The organism is Timonella senegalensis JC301 (assembly GCF_000312125.1).
Taxonomy (GTDB): Bacteria; Actinomycetota; Actinomycetes; order Actinomycetales; family Cellulomonadaceae; genus Timonella; species Timonella senegalensis.
On record NZ_HE978642.1, the window covers coordinates 328,055 to 345,902 of the forward strand.

General features: G+C 58.3%; 16 protein-coding genes. 7 read left to right on the forward strand and 9 right to left on the reverse strand.

Annotated elements, in window-relative coordinates; all coding sequences use genetic code 11:
• Positions 1 to 358: 358 nt before the first annotated feature.
• The 5 genes from HGSM_RS05980 to ctaE all read right to left on the reverse strand — a co-directional run bounded on the left by HGSM_RS05980 (position 359) and on the right by ctaE (position 5,326).
• Positions 359 to 982: a superoxide dismutase gene (locus HGSM_RS05980; RefSeq protein ID WP_019147840.1), complete on the reverse strand. Its 624-nt coding sequence runs from the start codon at positions 980 to 982 to the stop codon at positions 359 to 361.
• Positions 983 to 1,156: 174 nt separating this feature from the next.
• Positions 1,157 to 2,797, reverse strand: a complete 1,641-nt coding sequence (gene qcrB / locus HGSM_RS05985; RefSeq protein WP_019147841.1) for a cytochrome bc1 complex cytochrome b subunit — start codon at positions 2,795 to 2,797, stop codon at positions 1,157 to 1,159.
• Positions 2,794 to 3,822: a cytochrome bc1 complex Rieske iron-sulfur subunit gene (qcrA, locus tag HGSM_RS05990; protein WP_019147842.1), complete on the reverse strand. Its 1,029-nt coding sequence runs from the start codon at positions 3,820 to 3,822 to the stop codon at positions 2,794 to 2,796. Before qcrA ends, qcrB begins: the two co-directional genes overlap by 4 nt.
• Entirely contained in the window at positions 3,819 to 4,598 is a 780-nt protein-coding gene (qcrC, locus tag HGSM_RS05995) for a cytochrome bc1 complex diheme cytochrome c subunit (protein ID WP_019147843.1), read from the reverse strand. Before qcrC ends, qcrA begins: the two co-directional genes overlap by 4 nt.
• Before the next feature lie 86 nt (positions 4,599 to 4,684).
• On the reverse strand, positions 4,685 to 5,326 hold the full coding sequence (gene ctaE / locus HGSM_RS06000) for an aa3-type cytochrome oxidase subunit III (RefSeq protein WP_040594688.1): 642 nt from the start codon (positions 5,324 to 5,326) through the stop codon (positions 4,685 to 4,687).
• Between the two features lie 196 nt (positions 5,327 to 5,522).
• On the opposite strand from ctaE, the gene HGSM_RS06005 reads away from it, so the two are divergent.
• Positions 5,523 to 5,993: a response regulator gene (locus HGSM_RS06005; RefSeq protein WP_313278299.1), complete on the forward strand. Its 471-nt coding sequence runs from the start codon at positions 5,523 to 5,525 to the stop codon at positions 5,991 to 5,993.
• Positions 5,990 to 7,060 carry an anthranilate phosphoribosyltransferase gene (gene trpD / locus HGSM_RS06010; protein WP_040594689.1) on the forward strand — a complete coding sequence of 357 codons (1,071 nt, stop codon included), beginning with the start codon at positions 5,990 to 5,992 and terminating at the stop codon, positions 7,058 to 7,060. Before HGSM_RS06005 ends, trpD begins: the two co-directional genes overlap by 4 nt.
• Positions 7,061 to 7,135: 75 nt before the next feature.
• Here trpD and HGSM_RS06015 read toward each other — a convergent pair whose 3' ends face one another.
• Both HGSM_RS06015 and HGSM_RS06020 read right to left on the reverse strand, forming a co-directional pair.
• Positions 7,136 to 7,411 carry an Lrp/AsnC family transcriptional regulator gene (locus tag HGSM_RS06015; protein ID WP_019147847.1) on the reverse strand — a complete coding sequence of 92 codons (276 nt, stop codon included), beginning with the start codon at positions 7,409 to 7,411 and terminating at the stop codon, positions 7,136 to 7,138.
• A 113-nt stretch (positions 7,412 to 7,524) separates the two neighbouring features.
• A complete protein-coding gene (locus tag HGSM_RS06020; protein WP_019147848.1) occupies positions 7,525 to 9,336 on the reverse strand; it encodes an AMP-dependent synthetase/ligase in 1,812 nt (603 codons plus the stop codon).
• Positions 9,337 to 9,525: 189 nt separating this feature from the next.
• On the opposite strand from HGSM_RS06020, the gene HGSM_RS06025 reads away from it, so the two are divergent.
• Positions 9,526 to 10,470 carry an ROK family glucokinase gene (locus tag HGSM_RS06025; protein WP_019147849.1) on the forward strand — a complete coding sequence of 315 codons (945 nt, stop codon included), beginning with the start codon at positions 9,526 to 9,528 and terminating at the stop codon, positions 10,468 to 10,470.
• Positions 10,471 to 10,630: 160 nt separating this feature from the next.
• Here HGSM_RS06025 and HGSM_RS06030 read toward each other — a convergent pair whose 3' ends face one another.
• Positions 10,631 to 11,191 (reverse strand): hypothetical protein, encoded by a 561-nt coding sequence (locus HGSM_RS06030; protein ID WP_019147850.1) that lies wholly within the window; start codon positions 11,189 to 11,191, stop codon positions 10,631 to 10,633.
• A 73-nt stretch (positions 11,192 to 11,264) separates the two neighbouring features.
• Here HGSM_RS06030 and HGSM_RS06035 point away from each other — a divergent pair, with 73 nt between their 5' ends.
• The 3 genes from HGSM_RS06035 (at position 11,265) to HGSM_RS06045 (ending at position 14,787) form a co-directional block, all read left to right on the forward strand.
• Positions 11,265 to 12,041, forward strand: coding sequence for a lysophospholipid acyltransferase family protein (locus HGSM_RS06035; protein ID WP_040594690.1), 777 nt, complete (start codon positions 11,265 to 11,267; stop codon positions 12,039 to 12,041).
• A 162-nt stretch (positions 12,042 to 12,203) separates the two neighbouring features.
• A complete protein-coding gene (locus HGSM_RS06040; protein ID WP_019147852.1) occupies positions 12,204 to 13,415 on the forward strand; it encodes a pyrophosphate--fructose-6-phosphate 1-phosphotransferase in 1,212 nt (403 codons plus the stop codon).
• 1 nt (position 13,416) lies between these two features.
• Entirely contained in the window at positions 13,417 to 14,787 is a 1,371-nt protein-coding gene (locus HGSM_RS06045; protein WP_019147853.1) for a class II 3-deoxy-7-phosphoheptulonate synthase, read from the forward strand.
• Positions 14,788 to 14,894: 107 nt separating this feature from the next.
• Here HGSM_RS06045 and HGSM_RS06050 read toward each other — a convergent pair whose 3' ends face one another.
• On the reverse strand, positions 14,895 to 17,231 hold the full coding sequence (locus HGSM_RS06050) for a Stk1 family PASTA domain-containing Ser/Thr kinase (protein WP_019147854.1): 2,337 nt from the start codon (positions 17,229 to 17,231) through the stop codon (positions 14,895 to 14,897).
• A gap of 140 nt (positions 17,232 to 17,371) precedes the next feature.
• Here HGSM_RS06050 and HGSM_RS06055 point away from each other — a divergent pair, with 140 nt between their 5' ends.
• A complete protein-coding gene (locus tag HGSM_RS06055) occupies positions 17,372 to 17,797 on the forward strand; it encodes an Rv2175c family DNA-binding protein (protein WP_019147855.1) in 426 nt (141 codons plus the stop codon).
• Positions 17,798 to 17,848: the final 51 nt, after the last annotated feature.

Here is a 17,848-nt window from a genome sequence, read left to right on the forward strand (position 1 = left end):
GTGGCACAGGAGAGCGGCTTGTCCACGTGTAGGCGCGTCTGAGGGGCGTGTGGCACAGCTCCGGTGCGTTGATCGTCTGCAGGGCAAAAACGCGTCTACACCGCTGGTAGGGCCGCTTTTGGGGCATAAGTCGGGGCGAGGGGAGCGGAGTGCTCACTGCTGAGGATGAAGTGGGGGAGTGTAGCGCCGGGATTGCCAACTCTGGCATGCAAAAAGCTCCCCGGTCGCGGGACCTGGCGAGGCCAGGTCCCGCGACCGGGGAGCTTCTGTAGCGTCTCACAGTTGCGCCCGAAGAGGCTTGCAGACTTGGAGACACGCGATGCTGTAGGCATCGCTATGGGGCCTTAGAGGCCCGCAATCATGCTGGGAGGATAAGTCCCGCGGTCTGGGTGCGTGCGCGCGCGAAACGCTCGCCTGCGTCCTTCCAGTTCACGATGTTCCACCAAGCGTTGACGTAGTCAGCGCGGACGTTCTGGTAGTCGAGGTAGTAGGCGTGCTCCCAGACGTCAAGAAGGACGATTGGGGTGAGGCCCATTGGGATATTGCCCTGCTGGTCGTAAAGCTGAACGATGATGAGTTTCTGACCAAGCGAGTCCCACGCCAGGATTGCCCAGCCCGAACCCTGAACGCCAGCAGCGACGGCTGCAAAGTGCTTCTTAAACGCCTCAAGGGAACCGAACTGCTCGTCGATGGCAGCTGCGAGGTCGCCCTCTGGCTCGCCACCCTCAGGGGAGAGGTTTGCCCAGAATGCGGTGTGGTTTACGTGCCCACCGAGGTTGAACGCGAGGTTCTTCTCGATCTGGTTGATCGCGGAGAAGTCGCCCTTTGCGCGTGCCTCTTCAAGCTGCTCCAGCGCGGTGTTTGCGCCAGTGACGTAAGCCTGGTGGTGCTTGGAGTGGTGCAGCTCCATGATGCGGCCGGAAATGTGTGGCTCAAGTGCGCCGTAGTCGTACGACAGTTCTGGCAGCGAGTAGACAGCCATGCCTATTACCTCCAACTAGAAAGAATCTCGCCTGATGGCGAGCTATTTAGTTCAATGCAAACGGCCCGCGAACAATTCCCACGAAAGTGAAGGAATTGGATCGCGGGCCGTTTTGGCGATCCTCAATGTCGTGTACACGATGTCGAGGTCACGTCCATACTAGGTGTCTCCGTGCTAGGAATTCAGTTCCGCAGCAACAGGCCCACCCTCAAGTTCACCGTGTCCTTGCACCTCGTGCAACTCGGATGGGCGAACAGGCTCAACGCGGTCCTCGTAGAAGAAGCGCGAAAGCTTCTGCCAACGACGATCCTGCTTGTACGACTTACGGCGTACGCCGCGGGAGTCTTCTGCAGGTTCGATCTCGAGTGGACGGTGAGCGTCGTAGTTCACACGCAGCCAGCGTTCCTGCTCGTTCAGTGGGCGGTGAACCTCAATGTACTCACCGTTAGCAAAACGAACGATCTTGCCGGTCTCGTGTCCGTGGAGGACCAGTTCGCGGTCTTTGCGCTGAAGGCTTAGGCAAATACGCTTGGTGATCCAGAACGCGATGACAGGGCCAACGAAGAGGAGAATACGCAGGATCCAAGTGATCGCGTTAAGCGACATGTGGAAGTGCGTAGCAACCAGGTCGTTAGAACCAGCTACAGCGAGGACGATGAATGCGGTAAGGAATGCTACGCCGAGTCCGGTACGTACAGGGACGTTTCGTGGACGGTCGAGGACGTGGTGCTCACGCTTGTCCCCGGTTACCTTCGCTTCAACGAATGGGTAGACGAAGAGGAAGGTGAACAGGAGTCCAGGAATGATCATCGCCGGGATCAGAACGTTCAGCGACAGGGTGTACCCCGCGATGACGATCTCAGCTTGTCCTGGCATCAAACGAAGCGAACCCTCGAGGAAGAGCATGTACCAGTCAGGCTGGGCGCCTGCAGATACCGGCGATGGGTCGTATGGACCGTAGTTCCAGACGTTGTTGATCGCCATAGTTCCACCCATGAGTACGAGGACACCGAACACGACGAAGAAGAATCCGCCGGCCTTTGCTACGTAGACAGGGAAGAGAGGGAAGCCAACAACGTTGGTGTTGGTGCGTCCGCCGCCTGGGTACTGCGTGTGCTTGTGGAGGACCACGAAGAGCAGGTGCAGACCCACGAACGAGAGGATGAGTGCCGGTACGACCATCACGTGGAGGGAGAACAGACGAGGAATGATGTCCTCGCCAGGGAACTCTCCACCGAAGACGAAGTACGACATGTACGAACCGATAACTGGGATCGCCTTGACCACACCATCGGTGATGCGCAGACCGTTTCCAGAGAGGACGTCGTCTGGCAACGAGTAGCCGGTGAAGCCGCCTGCAAGTCCGAGGATCATGAGGAGGCAGCCGATAAGCCAGTTGAGTTCACGAGGCTTGCGGAAAGCACCGGTGAAGAAGACACGCATCATGTGGGTGACGATTGCAGCCATGAACAGCAGTGCTGCCCAGTGGTGTACCTGACGCATCAGGAGTCCACCGCGGACCTCGAAAGACAGGCGCAGGGTGGAAGCGAATGCCTCCGACATGAGCTGTCCATCCATCGACGCGACTGGACCGTGGTAGGTGGTCAGTCCCATCGATGGTACGAAGAACATGGTGAGGAAGAATCCGGAGATAAGGAGCACTACGAACGAGTAGAGCGCGATCTCACCGAGAAGGAATGACCAGTGGTCTGGGAAGACCTTCCTGGCGAAGTTCTTTACAACGGTGCCAATGCTGGTCCGCTGGTCGAGGTAGTCAGCGGCGCCAGCTACCTTTGAAGGAGTTGTTGTTGTCACTTGAGACGCTCCCAGTAGCTTGGGCCGATTGGCTCGTTGAAGTCATCCTGCGCGATGAGGTAGCCCTCGTCGTCAACAGTAATTGGAAGCTGTGGCAGCGCGCGCTTAGCCGGTCCGAACACAACCTTTGCGCCGTCCGCAACGTCGAACGTTGACTGGTGGCATGGGCACAGGAGGTGGTGAGTCTGCTGCTCGTAGAGAGCAACGGGGCAGCCAACGTGGGTGCAGATCTTGGAGTACGCGACGATTCCGTCGTATGACCAAGACTTGCGTTCTTCGGTCTCCTTGAGGTCCTTAGGGTCGAGGCGAACGAGCAGCACAACTGCCTTTGCCTTTTCACTAATCCAAGCGTGGGAAGCACGCTCTTCTTCGGATACCTCAGGGATGATGTGAACGACGGAACCAACCGTGATCTCAGAAGCCTTGACTGGACGACCCGCTGGGTCAGTCGTAAGGCGCTTTCCCTTCTCCCACAGGGTGTGACGGAACTTCGATACGTCCCAGTCATTACCTACGGAGCTGACGAGTGGAACAGCAATCGTCAAAGGGAAGAGGCCGAGCGCAGTGACCGCAGATCCCTTGAGGACCGTGCGACGACCGATGTTAGCGTCCTTGACGCCCGCCTCGAGTGCCTCGATTGCTCCTGCGCGGTCTTCGTCGCTGGAAACGATCGGGTGACGCTCGTCGATGACTTCATGGTCGGACATAAGTGCCTTCGCCCAGTGGATGGCGCCGAGGCCAATCCCGAGGAGAGCGAACGCGATCGCGATACCGAGCGCCAAGTTCGCATTGCGAACTGAGGTGACGGTGCCCTCTGGGCGGATCGCAAAGTAGACCACGACAGCTGTGATTGTGCCGATGATCGAGAGCGTGAAGAGGAACGCGGACTGGTGCTCTGCTCGCTTTGCAGCCGCAGGGTCCTTGTCGCTCATGCGCTCCTTGTGCGCTGGAATGCCTGGGTCGGTGAACTTGTCACCGTGCGAAGCCACGATGTCGTTCGAGGCGTTCTTGTTCAGTTCGCTCATGAGGACTTCGCTCCAATCCAAACCGCAGCACCGATGAGTGCGCCCATACCTACAATCCAGACCCATACACCCTCGGAGACTGGTCCCAGTGAGCCAAGGGAAAGTCCGCCGGCAGAGCCTTCGCGCTGGTCAACGACGAATGCAATGACGTCGCGCTTCTCCTCGCTGGTCAGGGTGCCGTCGTTGAAGACTGGCATGGACTGTGGTCCGGTGAGCATTGCTTCGTACAGGTGAGTTGGCGTGGTCTCCCAAAGAGAAGGCGCGAACTTACCTTCGGACAGCGCGCCACCTGCGCCGACAGCGTTGTGGCACATTGCGCAGTTCGTCCGGAAGATGGCAGCACCGTTTGCGATGTCACCCTTTTCAGGATCTACCTGCTCAGCGCTTGGAATTGATGGTCCAGGACCGAGCGATGCAACGTACGCGGAAAGTTGCTTCGTCTGGGTCTCGTTCATCTGGGCTGGCTTTGCTGGAGCCTGTGGACCGGAAGCCTGCATAGGCATACGGCCAGTGCCGACCTGGAAGTCGACAGCTGCAGCACCTACGCCGATGAGGGACGGATAGATGTCCGAACCTTCAGCGTTGGCGCCGTGACAGGTAGCGCAGTTTGCCAAGAAGAGCTTTTCGCCTTCTTGAATATCTTGATTAGTCGCAGTGTCCGCTTGTGCAGAACTTGGCGCAAAGGCGGCGTAAATGCCACCTACAACAAGCAGCGCGAACATCACGATCACCACTGGGGTAAACCGGTGGTGTCGGCGGGCAGCGAGTGCCTTCACGAATCGATCCTCGTCTCGCTTAAGGGGGTTAGTAAGTAATGCGTAAGCACTGGAACGCGACGACGCGTTCCAGTGCTAGCCCTGAATTACTTCAGGAGGTAGATGGCCGCGAAGAGGCCGATCCACACGACATCGACGAAGTGCCAGTAGTAGGACACGACAATGCCGGTGGTTGCTTCATGGTGTCCGAACTTCTTCGCAGAGAACGAACGACCAAGAAGGAAGAGGAACGCGATCAGTCCGCCGAGGACGTGGAGTCCGTGGAATCCGGTGGCAAGGAAGAATACAGAGCCGTATGGGCTTGACGAAATCGTCAGGCCATTTTCAACTAGCTCAGCGTATTCGTATACCTGGCCGGCTACGAAGAACGATCCCATCAGGAAGGTCAGGGTCATCCACTCATTCATGCCCCACTTGTTGATCTGGAAGATCGAACCAGTGCGAACCGGCTGGAATCGCTCTGCCGCAAGGACACCCATTTGGCAGGTGACCGAGGAGAGGACGAGGACAGTGGTGTTGATGGCAGCGAAAGTCAGGTTGAGGTGACTCGTGCCCTCGTTCCACTGTTCAGCCGGAATTGAGGCGCGGATGGTGAAGTACATCGCAAAGAGACCCGCGAAGAACATGAGTTCACTCGAGAGCCAAACGATGGTCCCGACCGACACAGGGTTCGGGCGGTTCACGCTTACGTGGTGTTGTGCTTTTGGAGCAGCCGTTACAGTCGACACAAGTCCATTATGGCTGATGTTGCGCAATCCTTGGGCCCAAAGACCCACGAATTTGCGAGGTTGAATCTCACAATGGGCTATGAATCTTCAATATTGTGTGCATTCGGTGACGGATCAAAGTTAACTGTCATGAAAACTAGTCCGGTCTGCGGGCGTTGTTCCTTGCCGACTCAACTCTTTTGAGATACTCATGTGTGTGGCGACAAAGACTGTCGCCCACACTCCGTACAGCAGATGTGAGGTTGCAATGACCAGCACGGATGGGACCAAGAGCCCATACGAGGTACTCCTTTACTCCGACAACGTTGACGTTCGCGCTGAGGTGCGCTCAGCGGTGGGAGAACTCGTTGAGGACGTCGCAGTCCGATGGCAGGACGTGGCAACTTCAGCTGCCCTGGATGAACTCGTGAAGAAGAACCGCTACGATCTCATTATTCTCGACGGAGAAGCCCACAAGGTGGGCGGTATGGGAATCGCGCGCGAGCTGAAGAACGCCGTCTACGATTGCCCGCCGATTCTCGTTCTCACGGGTCGCGCACAGGACGCTTGGCTCGCATCATGGTCACTTGCAGACGAGGCAGTCCCTCGTCCACTTGACGCGTTCGAGCTGCAGAGTGCCGTCGCGCGTCTCCTAACTAACAAAGACCTCGTCCCGGGACAAGAATGACTTCACCCGCAAGTTTTAATTGGCCTGACATAACGGCAACGCTCATCCGAGGCGAAGACCTCGCCGAGGACGCGGCCGCGTGGGCAATGAGTTCGATGATGACCGGGCAAGCCTCCCCAGTGCAACTGGCCGGGTTCCTCGTAGCGCTGCGCGCCAAGGGGGAGACGGTGGAGGAGCTTTCTGGTCTGGCAACGGCAATGCTTGCGCACGCCGTTGAGTACCCAGACCTCGAGAGCTCACGCAAAGCAGTGGACATTGTGGGGTCAGGCGGCGACCGGCTGAACACGGTAAACATCTCGACGATGGCATCACTTGTTATCGCTGGATGCGGCATACCTGTGGTCAAGCATGGAAACCGCTCGTCCTCGTCGACGAGCGGCTCCGCTGACGTACTTGAGGCGTTGGGTATTCCGCTGGACCACAAGCCTGCTCGCATAGCGGAGATTGGTCGAGCGGTGGGAATTACCTTCTGCTTTGCCCAGACTTTCCACCCTGCAATGCGATATGCGGGTCCAGTTCGAAAGGACCTTGGCTTGCCAACGGCCTTCAACTTCCTAGGACCGATCACGAACCCCGGTTACCCTCACGCAACTGCCGTGGGTGTAGCGGACGAAGCGATGGCACCCTTGGTTGCTGGAGTGTTTGCAAAGCGGGGTACCGACGCGTTGGTCTTTCGAGGTGCTTTGGGGCTTGACGAGCTCGCAGCGATCGGGACGGTCGACGTGTGGACAGTGTTTGGCGGCTCGATCACGCGACAGGTTCTCGATCCTGTGGCGGACCTTGGATTGCCAGCGATCACGGTTGAAGATATCCGAGGAGCCTCAGCCGAGTTCAATGCACAGGTCGCACTCGACTTCCTTGGCGGCAAAGCTGGTCCCGTCCGCGACACAGTCGTTCTCAACGCAGCAGCGGCTCTGATCGCTGATGGGTCCCTCGAAGGAACCCGCCAGGACTCCCTTGTGGACTCGTTTAGGGCGGCCATAAGGCACGCAGAGGACGCAGTCGACAGTGGACGTGCACTCGCCATTCTCGATTCGTGGCGGACAGAGGCAACACGCGCTGCTTGAGTTGCCACACAAGTGACAAAGGGGCCCTTCCGCTTTCCAGTGGAAGGGCCCCTTATCGATACTTTGAGTCTTAGCCTAGATGCCGATGTCAAAGGCCTCGTCGAGGTCCTTTGTTGAGAACTCGCGGAAGGCTAGGTAGGTCTGTGTGCGTCGCACCCCATGGATCTTTGAGATTTTGTCAGCAATGACGTCCGCAAAGTCCTTGTGGTCTGAAACGCGCACGATTGCGATGAGGTCAATCTCGCCTGTCACCGAGTAGACCTCAGCGACTCCACCCACTTCGGCGATCTCTGAAGCAACTTCAGGTATGAGCGCTGGTTCTGTGTCAATCATGACGATAGCTGTGGGCATTTCTCTCCTTTGCGAGTACCGGATTCCTCAATAACTCTAGACCCAAAATGGCCCGTGCCGGCTTGCGACACAATGCGCAAGCCGGCACGGGCGAGGTTCATCATGGATTGAGGTCAGTCGATCCGCTTGACGTCCTTGTAGAGGTCATCAATCGCGTGTTTGAAGTCCGAAAGGACCAGTGATCGCTTTACCTTCATCGATGGAGTTAGGTATCCGTTCTCGATGGTGAAGTCGGTGTCGAGAATCGAGAACTTCCTAATCGACTCCGCACGAGACACGGCCTTGTTGCCGCGCTGGACTGCCTGGTCGAGGGCCTCGAGTACGTCCGGATCGTTCTTGGCCTGGGCGAGTGTAAGTTGCGCCTTGCCACGTGCTTCAAGCCACGAAGGAAGTGCCTCTTGATCAAGAGTGAGCAGCGCCCCGATGAACGGTTGGGCGTCACCGACAACAACGACCTGGCTCACGAGTGGGTGAGCGCGGACACGGTCCTCAAGAGCGGCTGGTGCAACGTTCTTGCCGCCAGCAGTCACAATGATTTCCTTCTTACGGCCGGTGATGCGCAGGTAACCCTCGTGATCGATCGATCCAAGGTCTCCGGTGTGGAACCACTCGCCGTTGAAGGCTGCGTTCGTTGCCTCTTGGTTTCCGCGATACCTGCGGAACACATTGACACCCTTTGTTAGGATCTCGCCGTCTTCTGCAATGCGTATGCCACAGCCTGGTAGTGGTGGCCCGACTGTGCCAATCTTCGAGTTTCCGGGGAGGTTGACGGAAATTGGAGCCGTTGTCTCGGTAAGCCCGTAGCCCTCGAGGACGATGAGCCCGACTCCGCGGAAGAAATGTCCCAGACGCTCACCGAGTGCCGCGCCGCCGGAGATTGCGTACTTTGCGTCCCCGCCGAGTGCTGCTCGGATCTTCTTGAGGACGAGCCCATCCGCAATCTTGTGCTGAGCCTTGAGGCCGAATGATGGTCCCGAAGGCTCGTCTAGTGCGCGCGAGTACGAGATTGCGACACGGGCGGCCCAGTGGAAGATCTTTCCCTTTCCGCCAGCGATCGCCTTCTGCTCGGAGGAGTTGTAGACCTTCTCGAAGACGCGGGGTACCGAGAGTAGATAGGACGGCTTGAAGGAAGCCATAGCAGGGAGCAGTTCCTTCAGGTCGGAAACGTGCCCTAAGACAGAGCCGGCCGGAACCACGAGTACGTGAATGAAGCGCGCAAACACGTGGGCGAGCGGCATGAACATCAAAGTGCGGCGGCTGCCGTACTCAATGACCTCGTGCATTTGCGCCGCGGCATTCTCAGCGAGCAGGTAGAAGTTCGCATGGACCAGTTCAGCGCCCTTTGGACGCCCGGTTGTGCCAGACGTGTAGATGATCGTTGCGAGCGACTCGAGGTTTGCGCTCGCACGACGCGCGGCGAGTTCAGAATCCGGGACGTCAGTCCCGCGTTGAGCCAGTTCAGCTAGTGCACCATTGGAGATCACGAGGATTTCGTTGAGAGAAGGCGTGTTGGGCTTGGCTTCGAGAATGGTGCTCTCGAGTTCAGGCGTCTCGGCCAATACCAGCTGAGCGCCGGAGTCGTTGACGATCCACTCGACCTGCTCGGCACTGGAGGTCTCATAGAGTGGAACTGAGACTGCTCCTGCAGCCCAGATAGCCCAGTCCAGGAGGCTCCACTCGTAGCTTGTGCGGGACATGATTCCAACACGGTCGCCCGCGTTGATTCCACTCGCGATGAGGCCCTTAGCGGCGCTCTCAACCTCCTCGTTGAACTGCTGGGCGCTGATCTTGACCCATTCACCGGAAGCGGATTGCCGTTCCATAAGTGTGCCGGTCGGCGATGCGGAAACGCGCTTGGCAAGTAGATCGTTGAGGTTTCTCTCGGGGTCCACCGTGACGAGCGGCGGGGTAAAGATTTCGTCCATTCTGACTCCTATGGCAGCGGGCGAGTACGAACAGAGCGTACAACGTAATACGAATGTGCGGGAAGAGGTGGATTCTGAGTAGGCTTTGACTCGGATGTCTACATCCGACCTTGCAAAACAAAAGCACACCGGCCATCACTATAACTTCGACACTTTGGTGTTGGCACTACACAGTTAGGGAAGATCTTTATGTACGCCATTGGCGTTGACATCGGTGGTACGAAAATTGCAGCGGGTGTGGTAGACGAGGAAGGCAAGATCCTTGCCAAGACTCGTGTAGCCACAAAGGCCGACGATCCTGCAAGCATCGATGCGTCAATTGCCGAGGTGTGCAAGCAGCTGAGCGCCGACTTTGAGATTGGTGCAATCGGCCTTGCTGCTGCAGGATTCTGCAGCCCTGACCGTTCAAGTGTGCTCTTCGCTCCCAACATTAACTGGCGCAATTACCCAATTGCCCGGAATGTGCGCGAGCTTCTTGGTACAGATGTCCCCATCGTCGTGGAAAATGATGCGAATGCCGCGGGATGGGCCGAGTTCCAGTACGGAGTTGCACGCGAAGCATCCAACATGCTCACGTTGACCATTGGGACAGGTCTTGGTGGAGCGATCGTCATTGATAACAAACTTGTCCGTGGTGGCTTCGGTGTCGGAGGCGAAGTCGGTCACATGCGGGTCGTACCAAATGGCCACGTCTGCGGCTGCGGCCACGACGGCTGCTGGGAGCAGTACTCTTCAGGATCAGCGCTGGTTCGAGAGGCGCGTGCGGCGGCAATAACCCAGCCAGAACGGGCGCAGACCCTTATCGACGCTGCCGGTGGCTCTGTTAAGGGAATCACGGGTCCACTCGTGACGCTCGCGGCGCAGGATGGTGACCCTCTCGCCATCGAGCTGCTAGCAGAACTGGGCCGTTGGATTGGTGAAGGCGCCGCCTCCGTTGCGGCGCTACTCGACCCCGAGATCATCGTGATTGGTGGGGGAGTAGCTGCGGCAAATGATCTTCTTCTGCTGCCTGCCCAGGAAGCTTTCCTCGAGGCCTTGCCTGCCCGTGGTCACCGCACTGAGGCGCAGTTCGCAATCGCACGGATGGGTAATGAAGCGGGAATGGTCGGCGCAGCCGACCTTGCCCGACGCTAGCCGGTCTCAACGCGGACTTAACTAGGTGCGGCTCCTATAGGGAGCCGCACCTGAGGCCCGCAGAGAGCCGCACCTGAGACGGGGCTGGCACAAGTGCGTCGCGAGGTGCTGAGTTGGTGACTGGACCGGCTACTCGGTGAATCGTCGAAAATCAGTTGAGTCACACCTGGGCCCCGCCACCACTCCCATTCAACGGATTGTTGGGCATGCGCCACACGAGCAGGCCAGCGCCGACGATAAACATCGCACCAAGGATGAGTAGCGTCGGACCATGCTGCGGTCGGGTGAAGAGCGCGGTCAGGAGCATCCCAACGAGTGAGATCGTCACCAAGAACCATCCAAGGTTTCGGACGGGGTCGTGCGAGAGTTCAAATTTGGGATCGGGTTCCACAAATGCGTCGATCTGTTCGAGCGCGTCGACGTCATCATCCCAGTCTCGTGGACCTCGGCCGGGCGTCGATCGTTTGGACGCGGCAGTTGGTCGATCTACCCACGGTGCCGATGGGAAGTCAAAGGTTGGCGCATCGGATTGACCAGAAACAGCGCGCTTGGTTTCGTCATTTGGATCATTCGTGGAAAGATCAGATAGTTCGGAGACTATTTGCTGGAAAGCTTGCTCAGTAGCAGCTGGATCAGTCAAGTAGTCTGGTTGTTGGGACTCTCGTTCCGATGGTTCTTCCGCATTCGGCTCGTTCGGTGAGTTGGGCTCGGGAGGCGTCATGCCTAATACTTTAGAGTTGGTTTGGGACGCGCGAAACACGCACGTCTGAGGAGGCCGTTTGTTTTACTGGTTGATGAAACGAGTTTTCGTGGGGCCAATCCTCAAGCTGATGTTCCGTCCCTGGGTCAAAGGGCTCGAGAATATTCCAGCTGAGGGCGCCGCGATCATCGCTAGCAACCACTTGGCTGTTATCGACTCCTTTGTGTTGCCTTTGGTTATCGATCGCGAGATCGTGTTCATTGGTAAGTCTGAGTACTTCACCGGAAAAGGCATCAAAGGCAAACTGACCGCAAAGTTCATGCGTGGCGTAGGAACAATTCCAGTGGACCGTTCCGGAGGTAAGGCCTCCGAGGCGGCGCTCCGGACCGGCCTTCAGCGATTGCAGGATGGCGAACTCTTCGGCATTTACCCAGAGGGCACCCGATCGCCCGATGCCCGCTTGTATCGCGGCAAGACCGGCGTTGCAAGGCTCGCCCTCGAGTCTGGCGCTCCCGTGGTTCCCGTGGCCATGGTTGGAACGAACCTCGCACAGCCAATCGGCAAGCGCATCCCAAAGATCATGCGACTCGGCGTGATCATTGGTGAGCCGCTGGACTTCTCCCGCTACCAGGGCATGGAGTCCGACCGCTTCATTTTGCGTTCAGTAACGGACGAGATCATGTACTCACTCATGAGCTTGTCTGGACAAGAGTATGTGGACATCTACGCAGCGACGGCAAAGGCGCGTATCGCGGCAGGTGTGCCAAGAGATTCAGAACCAAAGGGCGCCGCCGCGCCAGGTGGTCGACCTGTTCCCCAAGTTCAGGTACCGGAACCACCGGCGCAAGAAGGCGATGCCAAAGTAGACTGAGTTCTGGAAATTCGGGGCGTCGCGGCACAACGCTGCACGCTTTGAGAAGGCTCCCACGGCAGTGAAATGTACTTCTCTGCCTAGCGAACAATCGCTGGAGTTCTGGCACAGGAAAATACGTCGCTACACACGGGTGGGCGACATCAGGAAGAGGTTGTCACGATGACGGTCCGTCGCGTTGCGTTGCTTACCGCTGGTGGTTTCGCACCTTGTCTTTCGTCCGCAGTAGGTGGCCTCATTGAGCGCTACACCGAGATCGCTCCAGAGGTTGAGATCATCGCCTACCAGTACGGCTACCACGGCCTGCTGACCGGCACCAAGATTGAGATCACCCCAGAAGCGCGCAAGCAGGCTGGAATCCTGCACCGCTTTGGTGGTTCCCCAATCGGAAACTCCCGAGTTAAGCTCACGAACGCAGCGGACTGCGTGAAGCGTGGACTCGTCAAGGAGGGCGAGAACCCTCTGACTGTTGCTGCCGAGCAGCTCAAGTCTGACGGCATCGACGTACTCCACACCATTGGTGGAGACGACACCAACACCACCGCGGCTGACCTTGCCGCTTATCTCGCAGAGAACGACTACGGTCTGACCGTAGTTGGACTGCCCAAGACCATTGACAACGACGTTATTCCAATTCGTCAGTCGCTCGGCGCATGGACTGCAGCCGAAGAAGCCGCACAGTTTGCGTTCAACGTCATCGGCGAGCACCGTTCTGGCCCTCGCATGCTGATCGTGCACGAGGTTATGGGTCGCCACTGTGGCTGGCTCACCGCAGCTGCGGCTGCCGAGTACCGTAAGCACCTCAACACCCTGGAGTGGGCACCAGCACTCGGCCTGACCAAGGAACGTTGGGACGTGGACGCCGTCTTCATCCCAGAGCTCAAGGTCGACATCGAGGCTGAGGCTCAGCGCCTCAAGGCCGTCATGGACGAGAAGGGGAACGTCAACATCTTCCTTTCGGAGGGTGCAGGCATGCACGAGATCGTTGAGCAGATCGAGTCCGAGGGTGGCACCGTTGAGCGCGACCCGTTCGGTCACGTCAAGCTGGACACCATCAACCCAGGCCAGTGGTTTGCAAAGCAGTTCGCAGAGAAGCTTGGCGCTGAGAAGGTCATGGTTCAGAAGTCGGGTTACTACTCCCGTGCGGCTGCAGCTAACGCAGAAGACCTTCGCCTCATTAAGTCGATGACTGATCTCGCCGTTGAGTGCGCACTGCGTGGCGAGTCCGGTGTTATCGGACATGACGAGGAACAGAACGACGTTCTGCGCGCGATCGAGTTCCCACGCATCGCCGGTGGCAAGCCATTCGACGTCAACCAGGAGTGGTTCGACGAGCTCCTCGGTGGCATCGGCCAGTCCAAGGTCACTGCCTGACATGACCTCAGTGAATGACGACGCCTTCCGCGCAGGGCTAGACAACTTTAGGACGCTTCAAGCGGACCAGCAGCCGGTGTGGCCGGACGCTGGCAAGCTTGCTGCCGCTGTTGACACGCTGGGCGGGGTTGCGCCGCTCGTCATTCCGCAAGAAACGGAAACCCTTACCCAGCGCCTGGCAGCGGCAGGGCGCGGTAAGGCGTTCCTGTTGCAGGGTGGAGACTGTGCCGAAACTTTTGCTGAGGCCAACGCCGACCGCATTCGGAACAAGATCCGCACGATTCTCCAGATGGCTGTCGTGCTCACGCACGGCGCCTCTATGCCCATCGTCAAGATGGGTCGTATGGCTGGGCAGTACGCGAAGCCTCGCTCCTCGAATGAGGAGACCCGAGATGGCGTGACTCTTCCCGTGTATCGCGGTGACATGGTCAACCAGTTCGAGTTCAGCGAGGCTTCGCGCATCCCGGATCCACAACGTCTGGTGCAGGGATATAACATCGCTGCGGCGACTGCGAACATTGTTCGTGCGTACACGCAGGGCGGCTATGCCGACCTGCGCCAGGTGCACGAGTGGAACCGCGGGTTCATGGAGAACCCCGCTTACAAGCGGTACGAGTCAACCGCTGCCGAGATCGACCGCGCGATCCGCTTCATGGATGCGTGTGGCGCTGACTTTGATCAGCTCCGGACCGTTGAGTTCTTTGTGTCGCACGAGGCGCTGCTGCTCGACTACGAGCGCGCGATGGTGCGAATGAACCCGATCTCGGGTCTCCCTTACGATTCCTCGGGGCACTTTCTATGGATTGGTGAGCGCACTCGCAAGATCGATGGTGCCCACGTTGACTTCCTGTCGCGGGTGTCTAACCCTATCGGCGTCAAGCTTGGCCCGACCACGACTCCGGATGATGCACTGCGTCTCCAAGAGAAGTTGAACCCTCAGGGCATCGAGGGTCGCCTCACGTTCATTACCCGCATGGGTGCCGGCAAGATCCGCTCGGCGTTGCCAGCACTCGCGGAGAAGGTCACGCGTGAAGGCTCACCTGTCACGTGGGTGACGGACCCCATGCACGGCAACACGATCACGTCTGCCTCCGGGTACAAGACCCGCCGCTTTGACGACGTCTTGGACGAGGTTCAAGGCTTTTTCGAGGTCCACGAGGCGGTCGGTTCGATCCCTGGTGGTCTTCACTGCGAACTGACCGGTGACGATGTCACCGAGGTCTTGGGAGGTTCGGAAGAGATTTTCGACGATACCCTCGCCTTGCGTTATGAGACTCTCGTAGATCCTCGGTTGAATCACCAGCAGTCCCTCGAGATGGCCTTCCATGTGGCGGAGATGCTGCAGAAGTTTGGGGAGTCAAGGGCCTCGTAGTACGCACGGATGCACTGTGCTGGTGCCGTTTGAAGCTTCTATGAGATGGCCCCGGTAGGTTTCCTACCGGGGCCATCTCATACGTGTTTCGAGAGCAACGTGGCGCCTTAGAACACTGTCAACGAGATGGTGCTGCCCTTTGGCAACTGTGTGCCGGCCTTGGCGTCTTGGAAGCGAACAGAGTCAAAGAAGCCATCTAGGTACTTATTGACCTTGACGTCAAAGCCCCGGTCTTCGAGGATCTTGGTTGCTTCGGCGGTGCGCTTACCTACTACGTTTGGTACGTCCACAAGTTCCGGACCGAGTGAGACCGTGATGGTGACGGTGTCTCCACGGAAGCCATTTGTACCCTGCTTCGGCTTCTGCGAGATCACAGAACCCTTGGGCACAGTGTCATCGTGTTTGGTCTTGACCTTGACCTTGAGTTCCCACCCTTCAAGGAGTTTCTTGGCGGACTCTTCGGTCTCGCCAACTACCTGCTGGATCGAAATCGGCTCGGGGCCGTTCGAGACGGTCACCATGAGTTCGGTGTTGTGGGGAATGGTTGCGCCTTCCTTCTCACTGAGCTCGAGGACGGTGCCCTTCTTCTTGTTCGTCGAGTACTTAAGGGTTTCCTTCACATTGGAGAACCCTGTACTCACGAGATCCGCCTGAACCACGTCGAACTGCTTGCCCACGAGTCCCTTGGGGACGGTGTGCATCTCAATGCCCTTGGAGACGAGGATTGCGACGGAGGATTCCTTGCGGACGCGTTCACCCTCATCGGGTGTGGCCTCAATGACCTCTCCCGCAGGCACCGTGTCATGGAAGCTTTCGGAGAATTTTGGTGTCAGGGATGAGCCTGCAAATTGGTCTGCAGAATCTTCCTTGCTGACGCCAACGATATCGAGGGGGACGGTGGTGTAGGCGCCAGGTCCTACATTGTTCCACCAGTAGTAACCCCCGTAGCCGCCACCCAGAATCCCAAGCAATGCGAGGGTCACGATGATCCACCGGCCGGCATGGTTCTTAGTTGTCTGGTTTTTACCGTTGCTGGCAGCGACTGTCTTGGAAGAGCGAGGCCACTTAGCTGACGTCACGGACTGCGGTGAGGTGCCCGTTGAAGTCGAGTATGTGGCGCCGCCAGGGGTCGCTGGGTGAGCGGGTAACGCAGCATCAGTGCCAGGCTCGAAGGGGCGGCCGCCCGCTTCCGCCGCGATGACAGGTATTGCTGTGGTTGCTGCGTGGGGTGAGCTCGCGGAGGACTGCGCAACTGGTGAGCTCGAAGACGACGGTTGCCCATTTGGGCTGATGGGCAGCGAGATTGTGGACTGTGTGTTTCTTACATACAGCGGAACCGTTTGGTTTGCTTCACGCGTGTCAGCGGCGTCGTCACGCATGTTCTCTGGCTCGCCCACAAGGACTGCATCGTCTGAGTCTTCGGCTGGCTCAAGGTCCTCGTCCAGCAGCACGAATGCCGCGGTGTCATCGCTGAGGTGCAGGCCGTTGTCATCGGAAATGGCTGGCACTGAGGCGGTCTGTGGGTTCTTGTCTGATCCGGCATCGCTGGCCGGCTGTGGGGGAGTGGCGCGCATTTGGAGTTGTGCGGGCTTGAGTGTGGCTAGTACCTCTCGGAGGTCCTCGAGTGCCTCGCTTGCGGTTCGCGGCCGGTCCTCGGGGTTGCGCGCTGCGAACGAGGTGACCAGCGCGTCGAGTTCTGGCGTGATCCAGTGGACCAGCGTTGACGGTTTGGGGATGTCCTCATTGACGTGCTTGTATGCAACGTGGATGGGGGCCTCGCCAACAAATGGCTGGCGGCCTGTCAGCATCTCAAACAGCATGATGCCCACCGAGTACACGTCTGTACGGGTGTCACCGACGCCCGTTGTTACGACCTCTGGAGCGAGGTAGGCCACGGTTCCTAGGAGAGTTCCTGTGGTTGTGGATGTAACTTCAGTGACTGCACGCGCGAGTCCGAAGTCGGTGATCTTGACCTCGTGCGCGTTGCTAATGAGGATGTTCTCAGGCTTGACGTCCCTGTGCACGAGACTGCTGCGGTGGGCGGCAGCAAGCGCATCAAGAGTGTCCTCAGTGATTGCCAGAGCCTTGCCAACGCTGAGCGTGCCGCGGGTGTCGAGGATGTGCCGAAGATCGGTGCCCTCAACGAACTCAAGGGTCAGGTAGCTGATCTCACCGTCGACACCTTGGTCGTACACGGCAACTAACCCAGGGTGGGTGAGGCGTGCTGCGGCACGAGCTTCCCTGCGGAAGCGGGAGACAAATGACTGCCCGCTCGTGCCTTTGGCAAGGTGGGGGTGCATGATCTTGAGCGCTACGGAACGGTCTAGGCGCTTGTCGGTGGCGCGATACACGGTCGCCATTCCGCCTAGTGCGATTCGTTCTTGCACCAGGTATCGGCCGTCAACAAGTTGGCCGATCAGCGAGTCATGTACGGAGGTAACCACGGCTCAATTGTAGGTGCAAGGTCCTGCAAACCTTGTCTTTGATGAAACCTCAACGCCTCATGCACACAAAATCCACCCGCGTGAAGTGGGACGGGTCATGGAATCGCGGGAGAATCGCAGTTAAGCGTTACAGTTGTCCTGTGACTGATCAACAAACCGGCACCACCAATCCACTTGAAGAACTCGTTGGCGAGTGGCTGACCCAGCCTGAGTTCGCCGTCCGTCTGGGCACGGACCCAAAGGCAGTTCGTTCTGCGCTGCGGGACCAGCGAATCATCGGAATCAAACGCGGAAACCCAAAGGTTCTGTGCATTCCCGCTGAGTTCCTCGTGCCCGCTCACATGGCGAACCCCGCCGACGTGAAGGAAGACGACGGCTCGGGGAAGCTCATCATCCTGCCTTCGCTTCGCGGCACTGTGGTTCAGCTCAGTGACATGCGGATGTCCGAGGAAGAAATCCTGACGTGGATCTTCACGCAGGAAGAGTCGCTGGGCATGCGCCCAATCGACGCCCTCCGCTCAGGCAACAAGAGCGCCGTCCGCCGCGCTGCACAGCAACTCTTCTAGTCGTCCTTTGAATTAGCGACGATTCCCTGAACTCACAGCGACGGGGCCAGA

Bases quoted from the DNA above. Each gene is read 5' to 3' on its own strand.
- HGSM_RS05980 (WP_019147840.1), bottom strand. From the start codon at position 982: ATGGCTGTCTACTCGCTGCCAGAACTGTCGTACGACTACGGCGCACTT.
- qcrA (WP_019147842.1), bottom strand. From the start codon at position 3,822: ATGAGCGAACTGAACAAGAACGCCTCGAACGACATCGTGGCTTCGCAC.
- trpD (WP_040594689.1), top strand. From the start codon at position 5,990: ATGACTTCACCCGCAAGTTTTAATTGGCCTGACATAACGGCAACGCTC.
- HGSM_RS06015 (WP_019147847.1), bottom strand. From the start codon at position 7,411: ATGCCCACAGCTATCGTCATGATTGACACAGAACCAGCGCTCATACCT.
- HGSM_RS06020 (WP_019147848.1), bottom strand. From the start codon at position 9,336: ATGGACGAAATCTTTACCCCGCCGCTCGTCACGGTGGACCCCGAGAGA.
- HGSM_RS06025 (WP_019147849.1), top strand. From the start codon at position 9,526: ATGTACGCCATTGGCGTTGACATCGGTGGTACGAAAATTGCAGCGGGT.
- HGSM_RS06030 (WP_019147850.1), bottom strand. From the start codon at position 11,191: ATGACGCCTCCCGAGCCCAACTCACCGAACGAGCCGAATGCGGAAGAA.
- HGSM_RS06035 (WP_040594690.1), top strand. From the start codon at position 11,265: ATGAAACGAGTTTTCGTGGGGCCAATCCTCAAGCTGATGTTCCGTCCC.
- HGSM_RS06040 (WP_019147852.1), top strand. From the start codon at position 12,204: ATGACGGTCCGTCGCGTTGCGTTGCTTACCGCTGGTGGTTTCGCACCT.
- HGSM_RS06045 (WP_019147853.1), top strand. From the start codon at position 13,417: ATGACCTCAGTGAATGACGACGCCTTCCGCGCAGGGCTAGACAACTTT.